General features: G+C 57.1%; 19 protein-coding genes and 1 tRNA gene. 9 read left to right on the top strand and 11 right to left on the bottom strand.

Features of this window, described 5'->3' with window-relative positions; translation table 11 throughout:
- Positions 1–10 precede the first annotated feature (10 nt).
- Together A11S_RS09105 and A11S_RS09100 are read right to left on the bottom strand one after the other, a co-directional pair.
- On the bottom strand, positions 11–940 hold the full coding sequence (locus tag A11S_RS09105; protein ID WP_015468225.1) for a ring-cleaving dioxygenase: 930 nt from the start codon (positions 938–940) through the stop codon (positions 11–13).
- Between the two features lie 23 nt (positions 941–963).
- Entirely contained in the window at positions 964–1,629 is a 666-nt protein-coding gene (locus A11S_RS09100; protein ID WP_015468224.1) for a hydrolase, read from the bottom strand.
- Positions 1,630–1,760: 131 nt separating this feature from the next.
- Here A11S_RS09100 and A11S_RS09095 point away from each other — a divergent pair, with 131 nt between their 5' ends.
- Complete coding sequence (locus A11S_RS09095; protein ID WP_015468223.1) at positions 1,761–2,651, top strand: LysR family transcriptional regulator; 891 nt, start codon at positions 1,761–1,763, stop codon at positions 2,649–2,651.
- 92 nt (positions 2,652–2,743) lie between these two features.
- On the opposite strand, the gene A11S_RS09090 is transcribed toward A11S_RS09095, so the two are convergent.
- A tRNA-Gln gene (locus A11S_RS09090) sits at positions 2,744–2,818 on the bottom strand.
- Between the two features lie 346 nt (positions 2,819–3,164).
- Here A11S_RS09090 and A11S_RS09085 point away from each other — a divergent pair.
- Positions 3,165–5,315, top strand: a complete 2,151-nt coding sequence (locus A11S_RS09085; protein WP_015468221.1) for a peptidoglycan-binding protein — start codon at positions 3,165–3,167, stop codon at positions 5,313–5,315.
- Between the two features lie 17 nt (positions 5,316–5,332).
- On the opposite strand, the gene A11S_RS09080 is transcribed toward A11S_RS09085, so the two are convergent.
- The 3 genes from A11S_RS09080 to A11S_RS09070 all read right to left on the bottom strand — a co-directional run bounded on the left by A11S_RS09080 (position 5,333) and on the right by A11S_RS09070 (position 9,893).
- Complete coding sequence (locus tag A11S_RS09080) at positions 5,333–6,226, bottom strand: 4-(cytidine 5'-diphospho)-2-C-methyl-D-erythritol kinase (RefSeq protein ID WP_041803132.1); 894 nt, start codon at positions 6,224–6,226, stop codon at positions 5,333–5,335.
- A 44-nt stretch (positions 6,227–6,270) separates the two neighbouring features.
- Entirely contained in the window at positions 6,271–8,175 is a 1,905-nt protein-coding gene (locus tag A11S_RS09075) for a tetratricopeptide repeat protein (RefSeq protein ID WP_015468219.1), read from the bottom strand.
- Positions 8,176–8,249: 74 nt separating this feature from the next.
- Positions 8,250–9,893: an electron transfer flavoprotein-ubiquinone oxidoreductase gene (locus A11S_RS09070; protein WP_015468218.1), complete on the bottom strand. Its 1,644-nt coding sequence runs from the start codon at positions 9,891–9,893 to the stop codon at positions 8,250–8,252.
- A 113-nt stretch (positions 9,894–10,006) separates the two neighbouring features.
- On the opposite strand from A11S_RS09070, the gene A11S_RS09065 reads away from it, so the two are divergent.
- The 3 genes from A11S_RS09065 to alaS all read left to right on the top strand — a co-directional run bounded on the left by A11S_RS09065 (position 10,007) and on the right by alaS (position 16,050).
- On the top strand, positions 10,007–10,858 hold the full coding sequence (locus A11S_RS09065) for a uracil-DNA glycosylase (RefSeq protein ID WP_015468217.1): 852 nt from the start codon (positions 10,007–10,009) through the stop codon (positions 10,856–10,858).
- A gap of 92 nt (positions 10,859–10,950) precedes the next feature.
- On the top strand, positions 10,951–13,257 hold the full coding sequence (locus A11S_RS12200) for a lytic transglycosylase domain-containing protein (RefSeq protein ID WP_015468216.1): 2,307 nt from the start codon (positions 10,951–10,953) through the stop codon (positions 13,255–13,257).
- 120 nt (positions 13,258–13,377) lie between these two features.
- Positions 13,378–16,050, top strand: a complete 2,673-nt coding sequence (gene alaS, locus A11S_RS09055; protein WP_015468215.1) for an alanine--tRNA ligase — start codon at positions 13,378–13,380, stop codon at positions 16,048–16,050.
- A gap of 78 nt (positions 16,051–16,128) precedes the next feature.
- Here the strand turns inward: alaS and A11S_RS09050 are convergent, their stop codons facing one another.
- Complete coding sequence (locus A11S_RS09050; RefSeq protein ID WP_015468214.1) at positions 16,129–16,470, bottom strand: hypothetical protein; 342 nt, start codon at positions 16,468–16,470, stop codon at positions 16,129–16,131.
- A 48-nt stretch (positions 16,471–16,518) separates the two neighbouring features.
- Complete coding sequence (locus tag A11S_RS09045; protein WP_015468213.1) at positions 16,519–17,373, bottom strand: hypothetical protein; 855 nt, start codon at positions 17,371–17,373, stop codon at positions 16,519–16,521.
- A gap of 252 nt (positions 17,374–17,625) precedes the next feature.
- On the opposite strand from A11S_RS09045, the gene ndk reads away from it, so the two are divergent.
- The gene (gene ndk / locus A11S_RS09040; RefSeq protein WP_015468212.1) at positions 17,626–18,048 is read left to right on the top strand and encodes a nucleoside-diphosphate kinase; all 423 of its coding nucleotides are present in this window, start codon (positions 17,626–17,628) and stop codon (positions 18,046–18,048) included.
- Positions 18,049–18,099: 51 nt separating this feature from the next.
- On the opposite strand, the gene A11S_RS09035 is transcribed toward ndk, so the two are convergent.
- Together A11S_RS09035 and A11S_RS09030 are read right to left on the bottom strand one after the other, a co-directional pair.
- On the bottom strand, positions 18,100–21,489 hold the full coding sequence (locus A11S_RS09035; RefSeq protein WP_015468211.1) for an ATP-binding protein: 3,390 nt from the start codon (positions 21,487–21,489) through the stop codon (positions 18,100–18,102).
- A gap of 186 nt (positions 21,490–21,675) precedes the next feature.
- Positions 21,676–21,879 carry an aa3-type cytochrome c oxidase subunit IV gene (locus A11S_RS09030; protein ID WP_041802649.1) on the bottom strand — a complete coding sequence of 68 codons (204 nt, stop codon included), beginning with the start codon at positions 21,877–21,879 and terminating at the stop codon, positions 21,676–21,678.
- A gap of 142 nt (positions 21,880–22,021) precedes the next feature.
- Between A11S_RS09030 and A11S_RS09025 the strand changes: the two genes are divergently transcribed.
- The 3 genes from A11S_RS09025 (at position 22,022) to A11S_RS09015 (ending at position 25,099) form a co-directional block, all read left to right on the top strand.
- Positions 22,022–23,269 carry a DUF2066 domain-containing protein gene (locus tag A11S_RS09025; protein ID WP_015468209.1) on the top strand — a complete coding sequence of 416 codons (1,248 nt, stop codon included), beginning with the start codon at positions 22,022–22,024 and terminating at the stop codon, positions 23,267–23,269.
- An 82-nt stretch (positions 23,270–23,351) separates the two neighbouring features.
- Entirely contained in the window at positions 23,352–24,404 is a 1,053-nt protein-coding gene (locus tag A11S_RS09020) for an AI-2E family transporter (RefSeq protein ID WP_015468208.1), read from the top strand.
- Positions 24,401–25,099 carry an HdaA/DnaA family protein gene (locus A11S_RS09015; protein WP_015468207.1) on the top strand — a complete coding sequence of 233 codons (699 nt, stop codon included), beginning with the start codon at positions 24,401–24,403 and terminating at the stop codon, positions 25,097–25,099. Before A11S_RS09020 ends, A11S_RS09015 begins: the two co-directional genes overlap by 4 nt.
- Here A11S_RS09015 and A11S_RS09010 read toward each other — a convergent pair.
- Positions 25,096–25,626 (bottom strand): SixA phosphatase family protein, encoded by a 531-nt coding sequence (locus A11S_RS09010; protein ID WP_015468206.1) that lies wholly within the window; start codon positions 25,624–25,626, stop codon positions 25,096–25,098. The two genes, A11S_RS09015 and A11S_RS09010, sit on opposite strands and share 4 nt — an antisense overlap.
- Positions 25,627–25,659: the final 33 nt, after the last annotated feature.

The raw sequence follows: 25,659 nt of genomic DNA, 5'->3' as shown, positions 1-25,659 counted from the left end.
CGTTCACGCGTTAGAGTACAGGCAATACCGCAACGATGTCATCGCGATAGTTTTCGAATTTCTGTGGCAGTTTCAATTCCTGCCCCAGCTGTTCCCGTGGCTCATCGACATCAAAACCGGGATTGTCGGTTGCGAGTTCGAAAAGCACATGGTTTGGTTCCCGGAAGTAGACCGAATGGAAGTAGTTACGGTCAATCACCGGTGTCAGGCTATGGCCATCCTTGATAATGGCGTCACGAACCTTGGTTTCGGCTTCGTCGTCACCAACGCGGAACGCCACATGGTGAATGGTGCCCGCGCCCGGAGCGCCACGCCACATTCCGGGGATGGATCGGATGTCGACAATTTTGCCCACACCGTCTCCTTCCGCAATGTAGCGGTAGCGGCTTCCATCGTTACCGACATACTTAAAGCCCAGATGCCGGGTCAGGATATCGGCGGTTTTTGTGTAATCATCGACCCACAAAGACACGCTGTGAAATCCACGAATGGCTGCATCCGTGGGGATGTCATCCGTGGCCCACGCCGTATCATCGGGCAGATCATCCACGCCAACGAACTCCAGCATCAGCCCGTCAGGGTCTTGAATACGCACAACGGTTTCGTCGAAGTGCTTTTCAGGCCCCTGATAGGTGATACCCATTTCGTGGAAGCGGTTCATCCAAAATGACAACGCTGCCTTGGGGACGGCGAAAACGATCTCCACCGCTTGCCCTGTGCCATGACGACCTTTGGCCAGATCGGGATGCGGGAAGAAGGTCAGAATACTGCCCGGTGACCCAATGCTATCGCCGAAGTAAAAGTGATAGGTGGACGGATCGTCAAAGTTCACGGTTCTTTTAACAAAGCGCAGGCCCAAAACTTTGGTGTAAAAATCAAAGTTCACTTTTGGATCGCTTGCGATTGCCGTGATGTGGTGAATACCGGATGCTGTTTTCATGACACTTCTCCTTTTTATGGCTCCTATTTGTTGATTTTGTGGGGATATTTTGCGCGTTGGCCGTATTCGTGGACCATGCTGGCGGCATAATCGATGCCCATGCCATAAGCACCGAAATGCTCACGGACGATATCGGTTGTGCCCTGATACGTTTCTTTCCGGCTCCAGTCGCGTTGCATTTCCAACAGCAACTGAACGGTTGAGATGCTTTCCGCACCATGTTGTTCTGCACGGCGAATGGCTGCGTCATGCGCCACTTGCGATGTGCCGCCGGATGCATCAACGTTCATAATGACTTCAAATCCTTCATCCAGCGCGCAGATGGTCGGGAAAATCAGGCACGCCTCGCTCCAGAGTGCAGCCATAACCAGTTTCTTGCGGCCTGTTTTTTTAACCACATCAACGAAGGCTTTGTCTTCCCAGCTATTCATGCTGGTCCGTTCAATCGGGTCCTGCTGCAAAACGTCCATCAGCTCCGGCCAGATATAGCCCGAGAAACTTTCGGTTTCGACAGCGGTCAGAATTGTTGGAATGTTGAACAGCTTCGCTGTCTTCGCCATGGCGATGGTGTTGTTTTTTAAAAGCTGGCGATCGATGTTCGTCACGCCAAAAGCCATTTGCGGCTGATGGTCGATGAACACGAAAACGGAATTTTCAGGGGTCAGCAATTTGTCTGTAGCGGCGGTCATAATCTATCTCCTAAAGGTTTGAATTTTGATGGGGGCTGGTTTGTGTGTGCCTCCATTCTTTAAGTGTAGATTGTTCTTTAAAAAATGATAATATTGATAAATTGAACAACACTATTCGAATAAATGGAACAATGGATAAATTCGCAAATATGCAGGCCTTTCAAGCGGTTGCCGAAAACGGCAGCTTCGCCGATGCGGCCCGGAGGCTGAACCTCGCCAACTCGGTGGTCAGCAAACGCATCAAGGATTTGGAGGATTTCCTCGGCGTCCAGTTGCTGGTGCGTACGACGCGTCAGGTGACATTAACCGAAAGTGGGCAACATTATCTCGACCACGTCCGCCAATTGCTGGGGGATATGGAGGAGGTCGAGGCCTCCTTGCGCTATCAAACGCAAAAGCCGGTCGGGACGATTAAGCTCACGGCACCTTTAAGCTTTGGCTTGCAAACTCTGGCCCCGGCGCTGGCCTCGTATCTTGATAAATATCCCGATGTGTCGATTAGAACATACCTGTCGGATCGCCGCGTTGATCTGGTGGGGGAAAGCTATGACCTGGCCATTCGGATTGGCGCGCTGACCGATCCGACATTGATGGCGAAGAAGCTGTGCGCAGGGCGGCGCGTTGTTTGTGCGACGCCCGCTTATTTCAAAACGCATGGCCGCCCCCAATCCCCCGCGGATTTAAAGGCGCATAACTGCCTGAGCTATATAAACCTTGCCGAAGGTAAGTCGTGGCCTTTTATAAAAGATGGAAAAAAGATATGGCAGGCCGTCAGCGGGAATTTCTTGTCCGACAATGGTGATCTCTTGCACCAGGCGGCCCTGGCGGGATGCGGCATTACGATGTTACCAACATTTATCGTCGACGAATCTCTGGCGGCTAAAAAGCTGGAGGTCGTTTTAGAGGATTACGAGGAAAAAGATTTTGACGTGTATGCGGTCTATCAACAAACGCGCCACCTCTCGGTCAAGATCCGCACATTGATCGATCATCTGCATACGTATCTGGCGCAGAGCCATTAAAAAACCTACGGCAACGGGCTGGATTTTATGTAACGGTTCTTATCGCCGGGGCAGGGGCGTTTTTCTCAGGCTATGGCGGAGGGTAATGGAGATGGCTGGGGCGCTAGGATTCGAACCTAGGAATGGCGGTACCAAAAACCGCTGCCTTACCGCTTGGCGACGCCCCAATAACCATGGGAAAACCGGGCTTGTTTGCCGATTTGTGTGATGACCCGGCTGGATCAACGGGGGCCAAACTACCCAAGCCGCGCGCGAAATGCAAGCCCCGTGAATCAGGGAAATTTAATTTACGTTATGGGAAATTATTGGGGTGGTGAACGTCATCGTTAACACCATGGTGAACGGGCCCATGTGGACAGAATCGGCCCTGTTAACACATTCGTTCTTGGCCATATTTTCCAAAATCGGTTATAGTCCCCGGCATAATCCATATTTGAATTTGAAAAATTGCCGGGATCGGCGCGGCCCTTTGTGGGGGCTGGACCGTCGTCCTGTGATGGGAGTAGGGACCGCATGAGCAATCAGGCGCGTAAAGCACCGGACGACCGTAACGCGGTTGTCGTGTCTTTGTTGAATCAATTGGCGGATCGTTTGCACAAAAGCGAACATGAGCGCCAGCGACTGCTATCCGCAATCGACGATCTTGAAACACGTTCAGACCAGAGCGAGCGCATCTTCCTGACCCTGCAGGACAAGCTGAGCAAGCAGGACGCAACCGATATCAGCATCCTGCGCCGTCAATCCGAACTGGAACAAATCTGGAAAGAAACGCTGGATCGCCTGAACCGTGCCGAATCCATCGCGACGCGCATGGAAGAAGCGTTTGAGATGCAGGAACGCTTGGCCCGCCGCCTGGAACAGGCCGCGCAGGACAAAGCGCGCATGCTGCGCAAGATCGAAGCGATTGAGCAATCGGTGGAGCGCACAAACGAAGCCATTCGCACGGGCGCGCTGGTGCCCGCGGGGCAACAATCGCGGTCCATTTTCGTGGCCGAGCCCAGCAACCAGAATGCGTTCTGGTGGCAACGCGCGGTGCGTGTCAACACAACGGCGCTGGTTGGCGTTTTGGCGCTGACCATTCTGGCCGGATATGGCGTCAGCCAGTGGGATCGCTGGCGCGTGCAATTCATGCCGACGCTCACCATGACCCAGAATGATGTTGAGACTGTAGCGGATCTGAACGCCGAAGATGCTGCGCCGGTCCTGAATGCGACAACCGAAACCGATACCCAATCCGATCCGTTTATCGCCGGGCTCGATGCCACGTTGAACACGGATGAGAATGATCTGGCCGCCTTTGGCCCGGCGGACCCGTCCCTTGTGACGGATGTGGCCAGCGAAGCGGCGGGCGCGCTGAGGGTTGAAGATCTTTCCGACATGATGGATGTAAATCCGGATGCCGTGGCGACGGCTCTGAATGCGATTGAGCCGGGAGAGGCCGGTGTCGTTCCCGATCTGGAGCAGGATGTTGCCGCCATTGCTGCCCAAACCAAAATTGACCAGACGGACGCAGACGCCGCCCCGATTGAACGCGCCGAAGATGTGATGATCGTCGATCCGGTTCCGCCGCAAACCGTGCAGGACAAGGGCGATGCGACCGCTGTTGCGGATCGTGCAGACATTGAATCCTTCCTGCGCGCCAAGCGCGAAGGGTTGGCACCGCTGACCGAGCGGATTACGCCGGATTCATCTTTGCCTACCGTGATCAAAAATGTTGAAGACAAAGCCTTTGCCGGCATTCCCGAGGCGCAGCACGATCTGGCCGCCATCTATACCGCCGGACATGCGGGGGTGAAGGTTGATTATAAACGCGCGGCCCTCTGGTTTGAGGAAGCCGCTGCACAGGGCATTGCCAATGCTCGCTATAATCTGGGCGTCCTGTATCATCAGGGTCTGGGCGTGGGCAAGGATGTCGCCACCGCCATTCGCTGGTACCGTGCCGCCGCGCAACTGGGCCATCCGGAAGCGCAATATAATCTGGGCATTGCGCATATCGAAGGGATCGGTACCGCGTATGATCCGCGTCTGGCCGCCAGCTTCTTTGAACAGGCCGCCAATGCGGGCATTACCGAAGCCGCCTATAATCTCGGTTTGATTTATGAGAATGGGCTGCTGGGTGCGGTGGATACGAAATCCGCGATCTACTGGTACAAGAATGCCGCCGATCGGGGCAGCCCGGAAGGTCAGGTCGCGTTGGACCAGTTGAGCGCCGCGCTGAACATGAGCAAGAAACAGGTCGCTAGCCTGTATGAAGAAATGAGCCGTGATCGCGATCCGGCGGGGGCCGTGCAGAATGCCGCGCCGCCCGCAGTTATGCCGCAGAAGCGCAGCGATGCCGTAAAACCGGTGACGAATATCGTGAAGACAGCCGCGACTGAACGCACGCGCCCGCGCGCGGAAGACATCGCCCCGGCGATCCCGCGTTTGTCGGCGGCGGATGCCGCGTCACTGGCGGGTGAAGGTGTTGTGAAAAGTGATCAGAGCCTGACCGCGCAGGTGCAGGAGCAGTTGATGCGCCGTGGCCTGTATCCCGGTCCGGCCGATGGTATTGGCGGCCCGCTGACCACGGATGCCATTCGCACCTATCAGCGCGACAATGGTTTGGCTGTTGATGGCGCGGTGAATGCGGATATTCTGGCGCATATGCTGGGTAAGCAGAACTAAGGTCTCTTTACAGAGGATCAGGCAATGATCCCTTTTGAAACCCACCATCCTGGATGGTGGGTTTTTATTATTGTATAGGCGGCATCACGGGCGGATAGATCGGGAAAAAGTCCAAAGCATGTGGCGCCACTGCCCGACAGGCGGGACAGGGCGCAGCCCTCCATGGTGTTCAGTGTGTCCAGAATGGTTTGAATGACGAGCACGGTGGCGGTTGCGGCGGCGCTCAGGTCATTGCGCGTGGTGCGTAAGGTTGCGATGAAATCATCGTGGCTCTGCCATTGCGGATCGTTCTGCATTATGGGGGAGAACGGGGCTTTGCTGGCGGCATAGGCGCGGAACACGCCCGGCGTCGGACAAGGGACCAGCGGGTTGACCAGCACGATGCCCATGCCCGGCGGAATGGCTGGCGCGCGCGTCACCACATCGCCAATGCCGCGCATAAAGGTCGCCGCGCCGTGCAGGCATACGGGAACATCCGCCCCCAGTGACAAGGCCAGCGGTGCGATGAAATCCGCATCAGGCGGAATATCCCAAAGCTGGCACAGCCCGCGGATGGTGGCCGCCGCATCGCTGGACGCGCCGCCAATGCCGGAGGCCACGGGCAGGTTTTTGGTCAGGTGGATGGTCGCGTTGGGATGCTTCCGTCCCGTGGCCCGCGCCATCGCCCATGCGGCGCGGACGACAAGATTGGATGACGCCTCGCCAGGATCGGTATCTGCATCACTGAACTGTGGTTCAAACGGCCCGTCGATGGTGAGGCCAAAATGGTTTGATGGCGTGATGGTGATATCGTCGCCAATATCGGCAAACCCGACCAGCGAATCGAGCAGATGGTATCCGTCATCCCGGCGTCCGGTGATGTGCAGGTACAGGTTGATCTTTGCCGGTGCAAAATATGATAAAGGGCCCATGTGGGTTTTTACCACACCGGGCCCTTCAATCAAATATGGGATGATTATTCCTGTGCCGTATTGGCCGGATTGGTGCTGGCGGCCTTGATCGCGGGTTTGGTGTGATCGATCGGAGGCAGACCGCTTTGCAGTTTATCCCCCAGCGTGATGATCAAGTCCGCGTCCTCGGCCGTATCGGCAAAATTGCGGGCGCGTTCCCACTGGAAACGGGCTTCGTTCTTGCGGCCCACCGCCCAATACGCATCGCCCAGATGGTCGTTGATGGTGGGGTCGTACGGCAATAATTCGACGGCACGTTCCAGATATTTGACGGCCTCCGGATATTGACCGAACTTATAGTGGACCCAGCCCAGTGAATCGGTGATGTATCCGTCATTGGGCTGTAATTCCAGCGCCCGCGCGATCAGCTCCAACGACTGGTCCAGGTTTTTCCCCTGATCCGCCCAGCCATAGCCGAGATAATTTAACAAGTAGGGCTGGTCGGGTCGGAATTTCAGGGCGGCCAGAAGGTCTTTCTCCGCCGCCGGCCAATCGCCAACCTGTTCCAGACACATACCGCGGGCATAGAGCAGGTGCCAATATTCATCGCTCACATCACCGCCCAATGCGTCGATGGCGGCATTATATTCAACCAGCGCCTTGTCATACATTTCATGGCCGCGATAGATGTCGCCAATGCGGGCCAGCGCATCCACATCACGGTGAATGTCATACATCGTGCGCAGGCGGCGGACCGCTTCATCCGTCTGTCCCGATTGGTCCAGCATATCGGCGGCGGCATATTGCGCCTCGGCCCAGGCCGGATGTGTCTGCGGAATCTTGTCGAATTGTTTCAGCGCGTCCTGATATTGGTGGGACCGCGCACTGGATGTGGCCAGAATAATACGGGCTTCGGCCAGATTTGGGTCCAGCCCCAAGGCCATATTGGCGAACACGCGGGCGCTGGCGTCGCTGTTTTCCTGGAACAAAATGCGGGCCAGATCAAACACGGCCTGTGCCGCGCCTTGGGCCGGGGTGGTGATGCGGTGGGACGCCAACAACGGATTGATGTCCTTGTTCCCCTTTAACGCTTCGATCTTTTCATGGACCAGGGGGGAGCCAATATCTTCATCGCGCAGGGCGGTGTAAATTTCCATCGCCTCTTTTGTATTGCCGGCCAGCGCGAATAAATCGGCGGCGCGTTCATATTCTTCGGCGGTTAAACCGCTGGGTTGAATGATGACGCGGGCAAAGGTTTCGATCTGCGATTGATCTTTCTTCAGATATTTAGCCATCAACCCGCCGTGATAGGCATGGATGGTCGTTCCGGCCAGCTCGGCCTGGTTATATGTGCCGTTGCCCACGCGGGCCCAGTTGGCCAGCAGCGGTACAACAAATTCCGCCATGTCGCCCTTGGGCAGATGGTCGAGAACCGCAATGGCCTCATCATATTGCCCATTCACAATCGCGTTGGATGAAAGAATGAGATAAGCGAGCGGATCTTGTTCGCTGGTTGTCGAATCCTGCGCCTTGGTGATCATGTCGGCGCGTTGCGCGGCCAGTGTGAAATCACCGGACCCAAGCGCCAGAACCATGGCGCGGCGGATCAGTTCAATATTGTTGGGGTCGCGTTTCAATACGCCGCTTAAATAATCGCTGGCGGTGCGCCAGTCATTTTGCGATTGGGCAAAATGCGCGATCAGGTAATCACCCGTGGCGTTTTTGGGAATATCGGGAATGAAGGTCGGAATAATCGCGGGAACCACATTCACCGGATTGCCGCTGGCATTCAATGTCGGGGCCAGTTCTTCCAGTACATCATCCGCATCCGCGCTGGTGGTGCTTTCCGCGGGGGGCGTTGCGGCCTTATCCCGATGGATATACTCCCACACACCGCCAATTCCGGCGGCGGCCATGGTTCCGGTCAACAGCACGGCCAGAACCGCGCGGGGGGCAGATATCTTGATCATGGCCTTATTATAAGTCGCAAAGGTTAATGTTTTCCCGCGCGATTTCGGGTGTATGTTTGTTATAAATCAAGGCCTTACATGTTTGAATAGTTCGGCCCGCCGCCGCCCTGTGGCACTGTCCATTCGATATTCTGGGAGGGGTCCTTGATATCGCAGGTTTTGCAGTGAACGCAGTTCTGGGCGTTGATAACAAATTTAGGGCCGTTTGCGTCCTCGACAACCTCATACACGGCGGCCGGGCAATAACGTTGCGCCGGTTCGGCATAGCGGGGCAGGTTGACGGCGACCGGAATAGACGGGTCTTTCAGCTTCAGGTGGGATGGTTGCCCATCCTCATGCATCGTGTTGGACAGGCGCACGGATGTCAGGCGGTCAAAGGTCAGCACGTTATCCGGTTTCGGATAATCAATTTTCAAATCATCGGTCGCGGGTTTCAGGGCCGCGTAATCCGCATGGTTTTTCATGGTATAGGGCAATAACCATCCGCCCACCGTCTGGAATGCGGCATGGATCATGCCGACCCACAAACCGAAATTGAACCCGGGGCGAATGTTGCGCACCTTCTTCAACTCCGGCCAGATCCAGCTGGCTTTGATGGCAGCGGTATATGCCGTGCACTCCGCACTGGTCGCATCACCGGCGGTGAGCAGGTCATATAACGACTCCGCCGCCACCATGCCGGATTTCATCGCGGTGTGGTTGCCCTTGATTTTCGGCACGTTCAAAAATCCCGCCGTATCGCCAATCAAAATCCCGCCGGGGAAGGTGAGTTTCGGCAAGGACTGGAACCCGCCCTCGACCAGTGACCGCGCGCCATAGGCAATGCGGCGTCCACCTTCCAGATATTTGCGCACATCCGGGTGGGTTTTAAACCGCTGCATCTCGGAAAAGGGGGACAGATACGGGTTTTGGTAATCCAGACCGATGACGAAGCCGACCGATACCTGATTGTTGTCCAGATGGTACATCCATGACCCGCCATAGGTTTTGGAATCCATCGGCCAGCCAACGGTGTGGATGATCAATCCTTCGCTGTGTTTGTCGGCGGGAATTTCCCAGATTTCCTTGATACCCAGACCGTAGGTCTGCGGGTCGGAATTTTTGCGCAGGTCATAGTGTGCGATCAGCGTTTTGGTCAGCGACCCATGGCACCCTTCGGCGAATACGGTTTGCTTGGCGTGCAATTCAACGCCGGGTTCGAAATGGTCGGTTTTATTGCCGTCTTTATCCAATCCCATATCGCCGGTGGCCACGCCCATCACCGCGCCTGCATCGTTGTACAACACTTCGGCGGCGGCGAAGCCTGCGTAAATTTCAACGCCCAATTCTTCGGCCTGTGTGGCCAGCCAGCGGCCCAGCATGGACAGCGAAATAATGTAATTGCCGTGGTTGTGCATTTGCGGTGGGGTGGGCAGGCGGAAGGATTTGTTTTTCGTCAGGAACAAGAAACGGTCCGTCTTCGCCTGCACGTGCAGCGGTGCGCCTTTTTCCTTCCAGTCGGGGATCAGTTCGTTCAGCGCGCGCGGTTCAAACACCGCGCCCGACATCAAATGCGCGCCGACCTCGGACCCTTTTTCAATGACGCACACCGAAATATCCGTGCCGCGTTCCGCCGCCAGTTGTTTCAACCGAATGGCGCAGGACAGACCCGACGGTCCGGCCCCGACGATGACAACGTCATATTCCATGGATTCGCGGTCTGTGCGCGGCTCGGTCATCTCAAAGGCTCCTGCTATTTTTGATTTTACGTATTGTATTCGGTGTTGTTTTTGCGGACGGGGTCCGGTAAGACTGGGGATGTTACCACATCTATAATGTTTTTAAGAGAGCGATGGCCGATCTGCAACGCCAGACATACAAAGCCGCCTTGTCCTGGTATCTCGATGCCGGGGTGGATATCGCATTGGGGGATGACCCGGTCGATCGCACCGCCATGCCCGCGTTGCCGGTGGTCGAGGATGCGCCCGCCGTTGCTGCGCCTGCGCGTGCCCCCATCGCGGCCCCAGCCGCTGAATCTGCCTTCATCGGGGCCAGCGAGGCCCGGGCGGAATCCCTGAAACTGGCCATGGCGGCCAATACGCTGGATGAATTGCGGGACGCCATTGCCGCCTTTGATGGCCTGTCGCTGAAACGCACCGCGACCAATATGGTGTTTTCTGACGGCAATCCATCCGCACCCATTATGGTGATCGGCGAAGCCCCCGGCGCGGATGAAGACCGCCAGGGCAAGCCCTTCGTCGGGGTCAGCGGCCAGTTGCTGGACCGCATGTTGGCCTCCATCGGCCTGAATCGCGAGGCCGAGGATCTGGCTCACGCGGCCTATATCTCCAACATTCTGAACTGGCGCCCGCCGGGCAACCGCACCCCGTCCCCGGCGGAGATCGAAGTCAGCCTGCCCTTTATTGAACGCCATATCGCGCTGGTCCGCCCGCGTCTGCTGGTCTTTGCCGGTGGGGTTGCGGCCAAATCCCTGTTGGGCAGCGGCGACACCATCTCCCGCCTGCGTGGGACGTGGCATGACTATGTGCCGCAAACCGCCGAAATGCGGGCTGGCTTTGCGCCCATTCCGGCCATTGCCACCTATCACCCGTCTTATCTGCTCCGCACCCCGGCGCATAAACGGGCGGCCTGGGCCGACCTTTTGATGCTGCGGGCCAAGGCCCGCTCCATGGGTGTGTTCTAGGGGCATATTTGTGGAATAACAAAGGGTTAGTGTTTTTATAACCCCACTTTGGCTGGACAGGCCCCCCGCCAAAGGCTATCATAGACCCCATCATGACATTGGACCGGATTTTGATTATCACGCTGGGCGTGGGACTGCTGCTGGCGCATGCTGGCGTGTGTTCGCATGCCTGGGCCGATGATGACCGCATCGCCGGGTCCAAGGGGCGCACCTATAACCTGACCCTCGGCACGATCTACGCCGGGGACGGGGATGTGCAGGTGGCCTTGCCGGTTCCGATGATCGTGGATGAACCGGATATTGACCCGGCGGATCTCCGGGCGGTTGATGGGGGCGCGCCTGTGTCGCCGTCCATCATTCCGGCCTCGCTGCCCCCCGCACCACAGGCCAAGCCGACCGCGCCGGAGCCGAAAAAAACGGCGATTATCCGCCCCGTGAAAAAGCCCGTCGCCCCGCCATACCCGGCCCGCAAACCGGATCAGATTCCTGTTGTTGAAGCGGCTGAAACGCCCCCCGTTGTGCCGTTGCCCACGGATAAACCGGAGCCGATTGCAGAGGCCGTGCCGCACGCCATTGATCCCGCGCCCGCGATTATGGAGGCGGCAGAACCAGAGGCCGCGGTGACGCAAGAGGCCGCCGCTGAACCGCCGTTGCCCGCCATTATGCCCGTGCTGATCCCATCGTCTGAACAATCGCTGCACCCGCTGCGCGATGGTGATGTGGCGTTGTATCGCACCATTTTCCGGGCTCAGGGCGAGGGCGACTGGACAGAAGCCGATGAAGCGCTGGGGCGGTTGAAAGACAAACGCTTGCTGGGGCATGTCCTGCATCAACGCTATGTGCATCCTTCCTATCGCACGCGGTACGAAGAATTGCGCGCATGGCTGTCGGCTTATGGTGACCATCCCGGTGCGGACCGGATGTACAAGCTGGCGATTGCACGACAGGGCAAGGGCGATCCCGCACCGGACCGTCCGTTGGCGGTGTCGGGCCTGCCGGCGAATGTCATGCAAATCCTTTCGGGCCGCGGCGATACATATGTCACGCCGCGCAAACGCAGCGCCGGACAGGATAAATTGATCCGCAGCCTGACCCGCATGATCGGGGCCGATTTATCCGATGGTGCGCCGACACGGGCTTTGAAAAAATTGAATACCGACAAGGTTGCTGAAAGTCTGGATTCAACGGAAAAAGACCAGATTCGCGCCCAGATCGCCATGGCGTATCTGGTGTTGGGCAAACCGGATGAAGCGTTGCAGTTGGCGCGTGATGCGGCGTCACGCTCCGGCACGCGCGCCCCGATGGCCGGGTGGGTCGTCGGTCTGGCCGCATGGCAGAAACAGGATTTCAATCTGGCCGCGCGTCATTTCGAATTGGCGGCTACATCATCCTACGCCGATTCATGGATGCGATCCGCGTCGGCCTATTGGGCGTCGCGGGCGCATTTGCGCGCTGGCCGTCCCGGTGACATGACGCGGTGGCTGGAATTGGCGGCGCGGTACCCGCGGACGTTCTACGGCATCATTGCCACGCGCGCGCTGGGGTGGGATTACGATTTCAATTGGGCGTCACCAGAATTTACCAAGGCGCATTTTGAAAAGCTGGTCGCCATTCCCGGTGCATGGCGGGCCATGGCGCTGGTCGATGCGGGGCAGAACCATCTGGCGGAATCGGAACTGGTCCGGATCAAAACGGGGGATGATGAATTTTTGCGTCAGGCGTTGCTGGCCTATACGTTGCACGCGAAATTGCCGGGTCTGGCGATGCGGCTGGCCGCGTCGTTCCCCAATCCGGAAGGCGGGTTGTATGATGCCGCACTCTATCCGCTGTTGCCGTGGCAGCCCCGCGATGGGTACAGCGTTGATCGGGCTTTGATCCATGCCATCACGCGTCAGGAATCCCGTTTTGACGCCTTCGCTCTCAGCCCCAGCGGGGCCGTGGGGTTGATGCAGTTGATGCCGAAAACGGCCAGCTTCATCACGGGTGTGGAACGGTTCAAAAAGAAGGATGGGAAGTTCCAGTTGCGCGACCCCGAGGTCAATCTGCAGATTGGTCAGCGTTACGTGGATCACTTGCTGGGCCTCAGCCGGGTGAAGGGCGATTTGTTGCACATGGCCATGGCTTATAACGCCGGGCCCGGCAATCTGGCCAAGTGGCAGGACGAGATGGGCCCGAATGTGAAAGACCCGTTGCTGTTCATTGAAACGATCCCGGCCCCGGAAACCCGGAACTATGTCGAACGGGTGCTGGCCAATTACTGGATCTACAGCCTGCGCATGGGGCAGCCAACCCCGTCATTGGATGCCGTCACGGCGGGCCGCCCGGCACGCTATCTGGCCATGGATACCGGCCACGAAGGGGACAAGGGCCGCCAGACCCGCCTGACCGCGGCGCACTAGGGGGCCAATCACGGCCTAAAACCCTGTAAAAATCACGCATTCACCATGGATTTTTGGGCCGTAACCGCCTAATATCGGCGGAGCGGTCCAATTGACCCTTTATGCATAAATGAGCTGGCTATGACCAAGACCGTTCAGGATATTCGTTCGACCTTCCTTGATTTCTTCGCGGACAAGGGGCACCAGGTGGTGCAATCCTCGTCTCTGGTGCCGGACAATGATCCGACGCTGATGTTCGCGAACTCGGGCATGGTGCAGTTCAAAAACGTCTTCACGGGCGTTGAAACCCGTCCCTATAACCGCGCGACAACGGCCCAGAAATGCGTCCGCGCCGGGGGCAAGCATAACGATCTGGACAATGTCGGTTATACGGCGCGTCACCACACCTTCTTTGAAATGATGGGGAACTTCTCCTTCGGTGATTATTTCAAGGAAGATGCCATTGCCTTCGCGTGGGAAGTGGTGACCAAACGTCTGGACATGCCGACGGACAAGCTGTTGGTGACGGTTCATTCCAGCGACGAAGAAGCCGCAGGCATCTGGCGCAAGGTTGCCGGATTTTCCGATTCCCGCATCATCCGCATTGATACCAATGATAACTTCTGGATGATGGGTGACACGGGTCCGTGCGGTCCATGCTCTGAAATTTTCTATGATCAGGGTGACAAACTGGCTGGCGGCCCTCCGGGCTCCGCGGATCAGGATGGCGACCGTTTCCTCGAATTCTGGAACCTTGTTTTCATGCAGTATGAACAGGAACCGGACGGTAATGGCGGATATATCCGTAAACCCTTGCCGAAACCGTCGATTGATACGGGCATGGGGCTGGAACGCACCACTGCGCTGGTTCAGGGGAAGTTTACGAACTACGACATCGACCTGCTGCGCGCGATTATCGAACACTCCGCCGATTTGACCGGCGTATCGCCGGATGGGGCCATGGCACCGTCGCACCGCGTCATTGCGGACCATTTGCGTGCCAGCGCCTTCCTGATTGCCGATGGCGTGATGCCGTCGAATGAAGGGCGCGGTTACGTCCTGCGCCGGATCATGCGCCGTGGCATGCGCCATGCCCATTTGCTGGGTGCGCGCGATCCGCTGATGTTCCGTCTGCTGCCGACTCTGGTGGCGAAGATGGGTGAAGCCTATCCGGAATTGAAGCGCGCTGAATCGCTGATTTCTGAAACGCTGAAACTGGAAGAAACCCGTTTCAAACGCACGCTGGATAACGGCCTGAAGCTGCTGGACGAAGAAACTGCCGATCTGCAAAGCGGGCAGGCGTTGGATGGCACTGTGGCCTTCAAGCTGTATGACACGTTCGGCTTCCCGCTGGATTTGACCCAGGACGCCTTGCGCGCCCGTGGCATTGATGTGGATCTGGACGGGTTCAACACCGCCATGGAAAAACAACGCGCCCAGGCGCGCAAAAACTGGGCTGGGTCCGGTGATGCGAAAATGGATGCGGTGTGGTTCGACCTGCTGGACAAGGTGGGCCCGACGGAATTTTTGGGTTATGAAACCGAACATGCCGAAGCGCAAGTGCGTACCATTGTGAAGGATGGGGTCGTGGTCGACGCCGCAAACGTGGGCGATACCGTTCACATTCTGGTGAACCAGACGCCGTTCTACGCCGAATCCGGTGGTCAGGTCGGTGATACGGGCGTGATCCGCACGGCGGGCGGCGCGGACATCACCGTGAATGACACGCGCAAGATGCTGGGCAAATTGTTCGTTCACGTTGGCACGGTCAAGGCCGGAACGCTGAAGGCCGATGATGTGGTGGAATTGGTCGTGGACCATGACCGCCGCAGCGCGATCCGCGCGAACCACTCTGCCACCCACCTGCTGCACGAAGCATTGCGTCGTGTTCTGGGCACGCACGTGGCCCAGAAGGGATCATTGCAAACGGCGGACCGTACACGCTTTGACATTTCCCACAACGCCGCCATCACGCCGGAGCAGATTGCCGAGGTTGAGCGCATGGTCAACGAAGAAATCCGTGCCAATACGCCGGTCATTACCCGGGTCATGCCGATTGATGACGCGATGGAATCCGGTGCCATGGCATTGTTCGGTGAAAAATATGATGACGAAGTGCGCGTGGTGTCCATGGGCACCACGGCGGATGGGGCGAACAAATCCTATTCCGTTGAGCTGTGCGGCGGGACGCACGTGAAACGCACGGGCGATATTGGTCTGTTGAAAATCGTGTCCGAATCCGCGGTCTCCGCCGGCGTCCGCCGGGTCGAGGCCGTAACGGGTGCGGGTGCGCTGGCGTACCTGAATACACAGGAAGCTATGTTGAAGGCTGTGGCCGATGTGTTGAAGGCGGGCCCGGCGGATGTGTTCGACCGTGTCCGTACCCTGATGGATGATCGTCGTCGCATGGAAAACGAAATGTCCAACCTGCGTCGTCAGATGGCCACGGGTGGTGGTGCTGGCGCATTGGCGGGGCCGGATGTGAAGGATATTGGTGGGGTGAAATTCACCTCCCGCGTGCTGGAGGGGTTCCCGGCCAAGGATCTGAAGCCCATGGTCGATGATCTGAAAAAGAAAATCGGTTCCGGCGTGATTACGCTGATCGCGACCGATGATGGCAAAGCGTCCATCGTCGTCGGTGTGACCGATGATCTGACCGCCAAGGTCAGTGCCGTTGATCTGGTGAAAACCGGGGTCGAGGTGTTGGGCGGTAAAGGCGGCGGTGGCCGTCCGGATATGGCGCAGGGCGGTGGCCCGAACGCCGACGCCGCGAATGACGCCGTGAACGCGATTGAGCAGCAATTGGCATCGTAAGCACAGAGAACAATCAAAATAAAAAAATCCCGCTTCAATGCGGGATTTTTTTATGGCCTGCGTATTGTCATCAAGGTTTCACAACGGTGACGGGCAATATGTGCGGGCGAACATGGCAGACGGTGTCGGAACGATATTGATGGTGGTCGTGGACGCGGATGACAGGCGGAAGGACAAGGCGATGGAACGATCCGGAATGGACGGGTCGATTTTATGTTCCGTGCAAAACGCGTCAAACATATCCTGGGTCAGCGGTTCGCCATCGCCATGTTGAATGTCGATGATGCGGACATCTTTGCGCAGGAGTGTATTCTGTTCGTCGTCGGCGACCCAGGCCTGCAAAGCACGGCGCTCCGGCGTCATCACCAGGATGATGTGCTCGGTGCCAATGCGGTAATATTCCTTGATATGCGGGGTCATCTGTATATGCCGTCTGCGTCATTAAAATGTACGCAGGTCATATACCCTTTACATGCTGCACTGCAAGCTTTTGGGCATGCGGGATTCGCATGGCTGGTATCCGCGAAGCGTGTCCAAGCCCAGTTTTGCGGCGATTTCCGTGTTCAGATCGCCGCGCTTCTGCATCAAGTCATTGTATTTCTTGTCTGATGCGTGCCATTTCTTTTCCAGATTGCGAACCGTTTCCGGGCATCCGGCCATATCCATGGCGTTTTCAAAATACTGGCGGCGGATCAATTCGGAACGGGCTTCCTCGTACACCTTGTGCGATTTCTCGTACACGGCCTTGGTGCCCTTGTGCAGGAACTGGACTTCGCAGATATGATAGGATTCTTCACCCGTATCCAGCGTGATCGGCAGAGCGATCTTCACATCCAGATTGCACAGGCCCGGCTTTTTCGCGCTCGGTTTGCTGAAGGTGTTGTCGACATCCAGAATGTTCAGCGTCATGGCGTCGGCCCCCTTGCCCAGGGTGGCTTCGCCGGGGCGGCCGAAAATGTCGATCGCCTTCTTGATCTGGTTCAAATCTTTCAACAAAACGCGGGCACGGCTGAAATCGCAGTTCAGGGCCAGGTCGCCCTTTTCTTTGGTCTTGGCCATGGCGCGGCCCAAATCCTTGGCCGGGCCGATTTCAAACTGGCCCTTCATTTCCGTACGGAGCAATTTTCCGATTTTTTCCAATGATTCCTGAGCGATAAAAGCTTCGGTAATCAGCAATTCGCCATTGGCGTGCGGTTGGCGCGGCGGGGCACCCGCAGCGGCGGCATTAAAAGCTTCGGTCAGGGAACGGCGTTTGATCGCGGGCGCAGGGGCGGCCACAGCGGCGGAATCGGCAGAAAATGCAAGGCGTACAGAGCTACTCATTTTGATCCCTATAAACTCCCTCTGAACAGGGTACTCTTCTTATTTTTCTTATTGTTGGGCCCATCCTAGCAGGAAATTTCTTAATTTTCTTCATTTTTATTGGAAAAAAGCGGAAATTCAGCCGTGCACCGGGCGCAAGGCTGGTTTGGGGTCCATTTGAAACATTGCAATTCGGGAAAGGCCCCTCTATAACCATGTCCACTTTCCGGGGGAAACCCGCAAATTTATCAGAGTTTAGAAGAGGATAGCCAAATGGCGATTGAACGTACTTTCTCCATCCTGAAGCCGGATGCAACCCGCCGCAACCTGACCGGCGCGATCAATGAGCGTTTCGAAAAAGCGGGCCTGCGCATCGTGGCGCAAAAACGCATCCACATGACCGAAACCCAAGCCGGGAAATTCTATGAAGTTCACAAAGAGCGCCCGTTCTACGGCGAGCTGGTGAAATTCATGACCTCCGGTCCGGTTGTTGTTCAGGTTCTGGAAGGCGAAAACGCCGTTCTGAAAAACCGCGAAATCATGGGTGCAACCAACCCGGCGAACGCCGATGCCGGTACGATCCGCAAAGACTTCGCTGAAAGCATTGAAGCGAACTCTGTTCACGGTTCTGACTCGCTGGAAAACGCGGCCATCGAAATCGCGTATTTCTTCGCCGGTTCCGAAATCGTCGGCTAATTGCACTGACTGTATTCAAAAACGCCAGCCGGGCAATCGGCTGGCGTTTTTTTAATTCTGTAACCACTCACCAACCACCTTGTGTGCGCGCATACCTGCGGCGGGCAGGGCGCTTAACACATCGGGCAGGGTGTCGATATGCCCGTCTTTGACGGCTTTTTCCGCATGTTCCGCGATCAGGCTGAGTTCATGCAGTCCAAAATTCCCGCACATGCCTTTTAATTCGTGCATGCGGGCGCGGAGGGTGTCCATGTCATGGGCATGCATTGCGCCATGGGTATGGGTGATGATTTCATCGACTTTTTCCATCAGCCCGTCCATCATCTCGTTCAACGATGCCTGGTCCATGCTGCCCTTCAGCCCGTCGAGCAAGGTGGAATCAAAAACAATCGTGCCATCCATGGCCGGGGGCGAGGGCAGTTCTTCCGTCCGGGTCATGATGTCATCAAAATCATCATCGATGAAATCGTCGATCAGTCCCGCTTCTGTAGACGCATCCAGTGCCTGAACAAACGAATCTTCGTCCAGCTCCTCTTCGCTGATCGCTAGGCTGATCGTGCTGGCGTCGTCCTGCAACGCGGCCTGCATGATCGGTGCGCGTTCGGCTGTGATGGGGGTTTCCATGATGTCGCCAGCCGGGCCGTCGATATCGGCCATGGTATCAGCCATGGTGTCAGATTGATCCATTTGTCCCGGCAAAATCGGGGCGTCATCTTCGATCATGTCTTGCGGGTCATCAATCGACACGATGGTTTCGTGCACGGGTGTAAATGTATCTCCGCCGCTTCCATCGTCCTCGACAATCACGGGGTTGTCCAATTTTCCGCGCAAGACTTTTTCAATCTGGGCCTTCATCTGTGCCGGGTCGATGGGTTTGGCCAAATGTCCGTTCATGTTGGCGGCGTAACATTGGCGAACGTCATCGTCCCGTACATTCCCGGTCAGGGCAATCACGGGCAAATGTGATTTTTGTGGTGCGCGGATGGCACGGATGGCACGGGTGGCCCCCATGCCGGAAATGCCCGGCAGTTCAATGTCCATGAACACCATATCGAAATCATTGTCCTCGATCAGTTTCAAGGCGTCTTCGCCACTGCCGCACGTGGTCGGCTTGTGTCCCATGCGGGATACGAACTCCTGCAACAATTTCTGGTTAATTTCGTTGTCGTCCACGCACAGGATGCGCAAGGATTTGGTCGGCGTGCTGCCAGATTCGGACAGGGATTTGCTGCCCGGTTCCTGAACACCCGCGGCATGGCCATGCTCCATCGTGATGGTGTAGAAGAAGGTTGACCCTTGTCCTTCCTTCGAATTGATCGCGATGGTGCCGTCCATGGCGGTGATCAAACGTTGGCAAATGGCCAGCCCCAGGCCGGTGCCGCCGAATTTGCGGCTGATGCTGGAATCCGCTTGGGCAAAGGGGTTGAACAGGTTTTTCTGGGCCTCTGCCGAAATACCGGCCCCTGTATCGCGTACGGCGAAATACAGACGGTGATGATCGGCATCCCCGCCTTCGCGACGGACGATAATGGTCACGCCGCCTTCGGCCGTGAATTTGATCGAGTTCCCGACAAGATTGAGCAAAACCTGGCGCAGGCGGACGGGGTCGCCTTTGATAAAACGAGGAACATCCGGGCCAATTTCGGTGGTCAGGCTGATGGATTTCTGTGTAGCGTGGCCCGACATCAATGTGACCACACCGTTGATCATGCGGTGCAGGTCAAAATCGACATTCTCCAGATCCATCTTGCCGCTTTCGATTTTTTCGAAATCCAGAATGTCGTTCAGCAGGGCGATCATCGCATCGCCGGAATCCTGAATCGTGCGGGCATAATCAACCTGATCCCGGGTCAAATGTGAATCCAGCAACAAGCGGACCATGCCCATAATCCCCGTCATGGGGGTGCGGATTTCGTGGCTGATCACGGCCAGGAATGCGGATTTCGACCGGTTGGCGGCGTCGGCGGTTTCCTTGGCGATGCGCATTTCTTCGGTTTGCTTTAATTCGCGTTCGCGTAATTCTTCCAACGTCTGGCGTTCGTGTTCAATGACTTTCAAAAGGCGGGCGTTTTCAACCGATTCTTTGGTCTGTTTCAAACGCCCCAGCGTATCCAGATCATCTTCGGCCAGAGATTCATCGCTGATATTCTCCGCATCTTGGGCCCAGCTGCGAACGAAAATTCCGGCGATAAAAACCGGGGCTTGAACGAACAGGGCGACCCAATAGGCATTCACCATGATCGGTGTCGGCGGCAAAATACCAAGAACGGCGAGTCCCGCGGTAAGCGCCCCGGCAAACCCAATCAACCATCCCGTGCCCATGATATTCGCGGCGGGTGTTCCGGCATGGCCCTGGGCAAAGCAGAAGAGGGACAGGAAGGCCAGAACGGCAACGGGCACGCCCGTGATCAGCAGGGGGCGCAAAATGGATGAATCCGGAACGGCCATAATGCCGATGGTGATCGTCATCCCGATCAGCAAAACGCATCCATAGAGAATCAATTTTTCAACCGTCTGCCCCCGTGACAGGTTCAGGAAAAAACGGCTGAGCAACAGGCCGGCCACAACAGTTCCGGCAAAGAGCAATGGCGATGTTTCACTGGCCAGTGGCGCGGGGTCGTATATGACATCGTTCTGGATCATATAGGCGGCCATATTCGCCGCATAATACGTGATAAATCCAGCCGCAATGATCATGCGGCGAAACACCAGCGCCCCCGCAAACAGCCCCAGTAAAACAATCAATCCGGTGCGGATCAGTGCGCCAGTGCGCAATGGGTTGTTTTGGGATTCAAAGAAAGCGCGATCCGTTTTTAATGTTGGAGCCAATGTTACTGGCCCGCCGCCCTCGGGCACAACATACAGAACCATCAAGGCCTGTCGCCCGACGGGCAAATCAAAAGAGATGGATGCGCCTTGCGTTGGAACATCTTTCGGCGACGGTGCGTCGGCCGTCGCGGTTTTAATCGCGGTCAGGATGCGACGTTGGTTCAGGTGATCATACAGATAAATTTGTTGCGCGACGCCATAACGCCCATCGCCATGACGGCCCAGTGATAGGCTCCAGTGGGATGTGTTGCTCTGGTTGTTGAGGGCAAAGACCATCCAGTGCGGGACCGGCTTGGTCCCCAGCGTGATAATCGATTGGCCGCGCAACGCACCGCGCATGCCTTTCATGTGACGATCGATCAGGCTGGCATAACTCATCTGCCCCAGCGGGTCCGGGGTGATGAACAAATTGTTGTTCAGGTCGTATGAATCCTGTCCATCGCGCAACGTGATGGGGGCTGGCAGGGTCGCCAAATTACCAGCACCTTGGGCCAGAACCGGCAAAGCAGGCAGGCCGACCAACCAGATCAGGGTTAAAACCCACAAGCGTACAACCGCCCGCATGGACATGCGGGGGGCGGACAGGCTGGAATGGATCTGTGTCTTGTTCATGACGGGCCCCGGATGGGCCCGGTGGACAGGGTCCGAGCGCGCATCCTCCCGTATCATGCGGGGAAAAAGTTACAGAAGAGTGAAAAGTTTTAAGGACTTAGCCCGGGGGATGGCGCGGACAGCAAAAATCCCCCACTGCCCGCTGGCCGTGGGGGAAATCGCAGAAATCCGCCAAAAATGAGAGGATTAGAGCAGGAACAGGGCCATCAGAGCCAAAATGACCACAACGGCGATAATTCCATATTTCGAGTAATGAACGAAAGCGGCCCACAAATTCTGGGCGTCGGCCAGGGCTGCCGGATCAACGTCAACGGCGGTGGCGGGGGCGTGGTGGTCGTTATGGTGGCTCATGTTCGGCTCTTCTACATAAAGAATGACTGCCTCATCCATACCCTTAAATGCCCATCTGGATCAAGAGGGGTGGATCAAAACCCCCGGGAATGTCATAAAAGGGGGCCATATTCCGGGCTCAATCGCGTGGTACAGTCGATGCCTTGGGTGTGATCCATTTTACAGGGGCCTTACGACCACTATGATGAAATTGTTCAATCGTCGTCACATTATTTTGTCTCTGGTTTTGGTCTGTGGGATGCTGGCGGTTGCCGCACCTGCGGGCGCGCAAAGCGGTGAGCCAGCGCTTGCGCAAAACAGTGAAATTGTGGCAGAACCCGTGGTCCAGAACGCGGATGTGGCCGTTGCGGCGGTTGCCGATCCCTTCACCGTGGCCGGGGTCGAGGTGGATGCCACCGCCAAGAATGCGGTTGAAGCCCGCGAAAAAGCCTTCGCCGAAGCGCAGGTGAAAGCCTTCACCCAACTGGCTGAACGGTTGATGCCCGAAGACCAGCGCGCCGGATTCAAAGCCCCGGATGCGGCCACCATTTCAACCATGATCAATGATTTCGAAGTGACACAGGAGCGCCTGTCCGCGGTGCGTTATGTGGGCACCTATACGTTCCGGTTCAATGCCGATTATGTGCGCCAGTATTTGAATGTGCAGGGTGTGAGCTACACCGAAATCGCCAGCAAGCCGGTTTTGGTCCTGCCGTTCTTTCAAGTCGGGGCCAGCCAGGTGCTGTGGCGCGATAACAACCCGTGGCTTCAGGCCTGGAACCGTCTGGATCAAACCGGTGGTCTGGTTCCCGTGGCGGTGCCGCTGGGCGATGTGCGCGATGTCGCCAGCATTGGTGATAACGAGGCCCTGACCTATCAACCTGCCGGTCTGGCCGATATGCTGGATCGTTATGGCGCGAACGAAGCGGTTATTGTGATGGCGTCACAAAGCACGGGCGCGCAGGGTTTGGATGTTTTGATTTACCGCACCGACCGGTCCCAACCGGAATATGTGCAAACGCTGAATATTCCCGCCGGGGCCGACGGCAATGCGTTGTCCGATGCCGTGTTTGATCAGGCGGTACAGGCCGTACGCCAGACCTTGCAGAAAGAATGGAAGGCGCAAACCGCCGTGGCGGTGACGGCCGATCCGCAAAATGTGCTCTCTGCCCGCGTGCCGTTTACGACGATGCAGCAATGGGTGGAAACGCGCAACGCTCTGAAACGGGTGCAGGGCATTGCTGATATGCGTATCCTGTCCGTGACGCCGCGCGAGGCGCGTGTGGAATTTGTGTTTCAGGGTGGCGAAGACCGCTTGCGCCTGGCATTGTCCCAGGCGGATTTAATTTTGTCCCAACCGTCCGTCGCGACGTATGATCCGGCCTATGGCGATATGGCCATGCCGCAAACTTATGATCTGATGCTGAAAAAATACGGGAGCCCCTATTAATGACTCTGCGCGCGCATATGCTGTTCTGGACCGCCATGGCGGAGCGGTCCTGTTTCTGGGGCTGGTTTGGGCTCTGGGTGATGTGCTGGTGCCGTTTGTGATCGGTCTGGCCATTGCCTATCTTCTGGACCCGGTGATGCAGCGTCTGTCGCGCACGGGTATGCCGCGTGCGGCGGCGGCGTTGATTATTCTGCTGTCATTCTTCGTGATCGTTATTACGGTTCTGGCCCTGATCATCCCGTTTGCCTATCGCGAAGCGGTGCAGTTGGCGCAAGCCTTGCCGGGCTATGCGGAACAGGCGCGCGTTGCGTTGCAACCCTATTTCGAAACATTGCAAACCCGCTTCGGCGCGGGCGATATGTCGTCTTATCAGGATATGGTGCAAAAATGGCTGGGCCGTGTGTTCAGCGTGGGCGGCGATCTGGTTGGCGGTATTCTGAGCGGCGGGCAGGCCTTGGTCGGTATGATCGCGCTGTGCGCCCTGACGCCGCTGGTCGCGTTTTTCATGATGGTTCAATGGGAACCGATTACACGCTGGATCGACGGCATGATCCCGCGGGGGAGTTACACCGTGATTAAAGATTTGCTGCACGATATGAACACCAAACTGGGCGGCTTTGTGCGCGGGCAATTGACGGTCTCCTTCATCCTGGGCATGGCCTATGCGCTGGCCTTGACCATCGCGGGGTTGAATTACGGATTTTTGATCGGTGTGGTGACCGGCATTTTGTCGGTGATCCCGTATGTGGGTTCGACCTTCGGTCTGGTCACCAGTTTGGGGATCGCGTGGTTCCAGACGGGCGGGGATTGGTCCTATATCGGCATCATCGCCGCGATCTTCCTGACGGGGCAGTTTATCGAAGGCAACTTCATCACCCCGCGCATTATGGGGCAGGCTGTGGGCCTGCACCCGTTGTGGATTTTGTTTGCCTTGCTGGCCGGTGGAACCTTGCTGGGGCTGGTGGGCATGTTGCTGGCGGTTCCGGTGGCGGTGATTATCAGCGTCCTGACCCGTTTTGCCGTGCGCCAGTACAAGGCCAGCCTGTATTACAAAGACGGGGAAGCCGCGTCCCCATCGGTATCATCGGATGATACGCCCGTTGATCAGCCCCAGGACGGGGATCAACAACAGTGAGTAATGCCAGCGTACAACAACTGACATTCGATCTGGGCCACCGTACGGCCCAGGGGCGGGATGATTTCCTGATCGCGCCCAGCAACGAAGATGCCGTGGCGTGGATTGATCGCTGGCCTGACTGGCCGGCTCCGGCGCTTGTTCTGCATGGGCCGGCGGCGTGCGGTAAATCGCATCTGGCCGCGGTGTGGGCGGATCAAACGGATGCGGCGGCCATTGCGCCATCCGATCTGGCCCAAATTCCGGCGGATGAATTGTTTGCCCGCGGGGCCCATCTGGTGATTGATGGTGTCGATCCGTGGATTGGGGATCGTGCCAGTGAAACGACCTTGTTCCACCTGTACAACATGGCGCGGGAACAGGGGCATACATTGTTGCTGACCTTCCGCGTGCCGCCGTCACGGCTGGATTTTGCTGTGGCGGATCTGGCGTCGCGCTTGCGCGCGGCCCCGGCCGTGGCCATTCATGCGCCGGATGAAACCTTGCTGGGGGCGGTTTTGGTGAAAATGTTTGCCGATCGTCAATTGCAGGTGGGGCAGGATGTGATGACCTACTTGCTGCCGCGCATGGAACGGTCCTTTGCGGCGGCGCGTGATCTGGTCACGCGGGCGGATGCGTTGGCGCTGGCGCAGAAGCGGGCCATTTCCGTTCCGCTGGTGCGTGATGTGTTGACACAGATGCAGGGTGAATTTTAGTCGATAACGTCGCCGCGGAAATCTTTTCCGGGGATCAGCAGATTTTTCAAATCACACTGCGCGGGCAACAGGCTGGCCCATGAATCAATCGGGCAATCCAGCGCGGCCATCGTGCATTCGCGGTAATCCAATTCCAGCAGCATCAATAAATCCGGTTGCCCCAGGCCGGTTAAAAACCGCGCCAGCCCGTGGACCGACGGGTTGTGCGACACCAGCATGATATTGCGGTATTTCGAATCCACGCGTTTGATGTGGTCGTAAAGCTGCCCGGTTGTGGCGAAATAGAGGCCGTTGGCATATCCAACGGGTGTTTCCTGTCCCAGCGTTTCCTGAATTTTGGCCAAGGTCTGGCGTGTCCGCCGTGCGGGGGAGCAGAGGATGTAATCCGGTTTATATTCCATCCGGTCCATCAATTGGCCAAGCGCGCGCGCATCGGCTAAGCCCTGACGGGTCAGGGGGCGATGCTTGTCATCCACCCCTTGCGGGGAGGCAGCCTGTGCATGGCGGAGAATGTAAAGTTGACGCATGGGTAAGATCCTTGCCTATAAGGATAAACCGAT

This window comes from Micavibrio aeruginosavorus EPB, from assembly GCF_000348745.1.
Classification (GTDB): Bacteria; Pseudomonadota; Alphaproteobacteria; order Micavibrionales; family Micavibrionaceae; genus Micavibrio; species Micavibrio aeruginosavorus_A.
Note: the sequence above shows the minus strand (reverse complement) of the source record. Positions and strands in the feature narration are given on the sequence as shown.

What these genes read in the sequence shown, in the direction of transcription:
- A11S_RS09105 (WP_015468225.1), bottom strand. Translation starts at nt 940, where the DNA reads ATGAAAACAGCATCCGGTATTCACCACATCACGGCAATCGCAAGCGAT.
- A11S_RS09100 (WP_015468224.1), bottom strand. Translation starts at nt 1,629, where the DNA reads ATGACCGCCGCTACAGACAAATTGCTGACCCCTGAAAATTCCGTTTTC.
- A11S_RS09095 (WP_015468223.1), top strand. Translation starts at nt 1,761, where the DNA reads ATGGATAAATTCGCAAATATGCAGGCCTTTCAAGCGGTTGCCGAAAAC.
- A11S_RS09085 (WP_015468221.1), top strand. Translation starts at nt 3,165, where the DNA reads ATGAGCAATCAGGCGCGTAAAGCACCGGACGACCGTAACGCGGTTGTC.
- A11S_RS09080 (WP_041803132.1), bottom strand. Translation starts at nt 6,226, where the DNA reads ATGGGCCCTTTATCATATTTTGCACCGGCAAAGATCAACCTGTACCTG.
- A11S_RS09075 (WP_015468219.1), bottom strand. Translation starts at nt 8,175, where the DNA reads ATGATCAAGATATCTGCCCCCCGCGCGGTTCTGGCCGTGCTGTTGACC.
- A11S_RS09070 (WP_015468218.1), bottom strand. Translation starts at nt 9,893, where the DNA reads ATGACCGAGCCGCGCACAGACCGCGAATCCATGGAATATGACGTTGTC.
- A11S_RS09065 (WP_015468217.1), top strand. Translation starts at nt 10,007, where the DNA reads ATGGCCGATCTGCAACGCCAGACATACAAAGCCGCCTTGTCCTGGTAT.
- A11S_RS12200 (WP_015468216.1), top strand. Translation starts at nt 10,951, where the DNA reads ATGACATTGGACCGGATTTTGATTATCACGCTGGGCGTGGGACTGCTG.
- alaS (WP_015468215.1), top strand. Translation starts at nt 13,378, where the DNA reads ATGACCAAGACCGTTCAGGATATTCGTTCGACCTTCCTTGATTTCTTC.
- A11S_RS09050 (WP_015468214.1), bottom strand. Translation starts at nt 16,470, where the DNA reads ATGACCCCGCATATCAAGGAATATTACCGCATTGGCACCGAGCACATC.
- A11S_RS09045 (WP_015468213.1), bottom strand. Translation starts at nt 17,373, where the DNA reads ATGAGTAGCTCTGTACGCCTTGCATTTTCTGCCGATTCCGCCGCTGTG.
- ndk (WP_015468212.1), top strand. Translation starts at nt 17,626, where the DNA reads ATGGCGATTGAACGTACTTTCTCCATCCTGAAGCCGGATGCAACCCGC.
- A11S_RS09035 (WP_015468211.1), bottom strand. Translation starts at nt 21,489, where the DNA reads ATGAACAAGACACAGATCCATTCCAGCCTGTCCGCCCCCCGCATGTCC.
- A11S_RS09030 (WP_041802649.1), bottom strand. Translation starts at nt 21,879, where the DNA reads ATGGATGAGGCAGTCATTCTTTATGTAGAAGAGCCGAACATGAGCCAC.
- A11S_RS09025 (WP_015468209.1), top strand. Translation starts at nt 22,022, where the DNA reads ATGATGAAATTGTTCAATCGTCGTCACATTATTTTGTCTCTGGTTTTG.
- A11S_RS09010 (WP_015468206.1), bottom strand. Translation starts at nt 25,626, where the DNA reads ATGCGTCAACTTTACATTCTCCGCCATGCACAGGCTGCCTCCCCGCAA.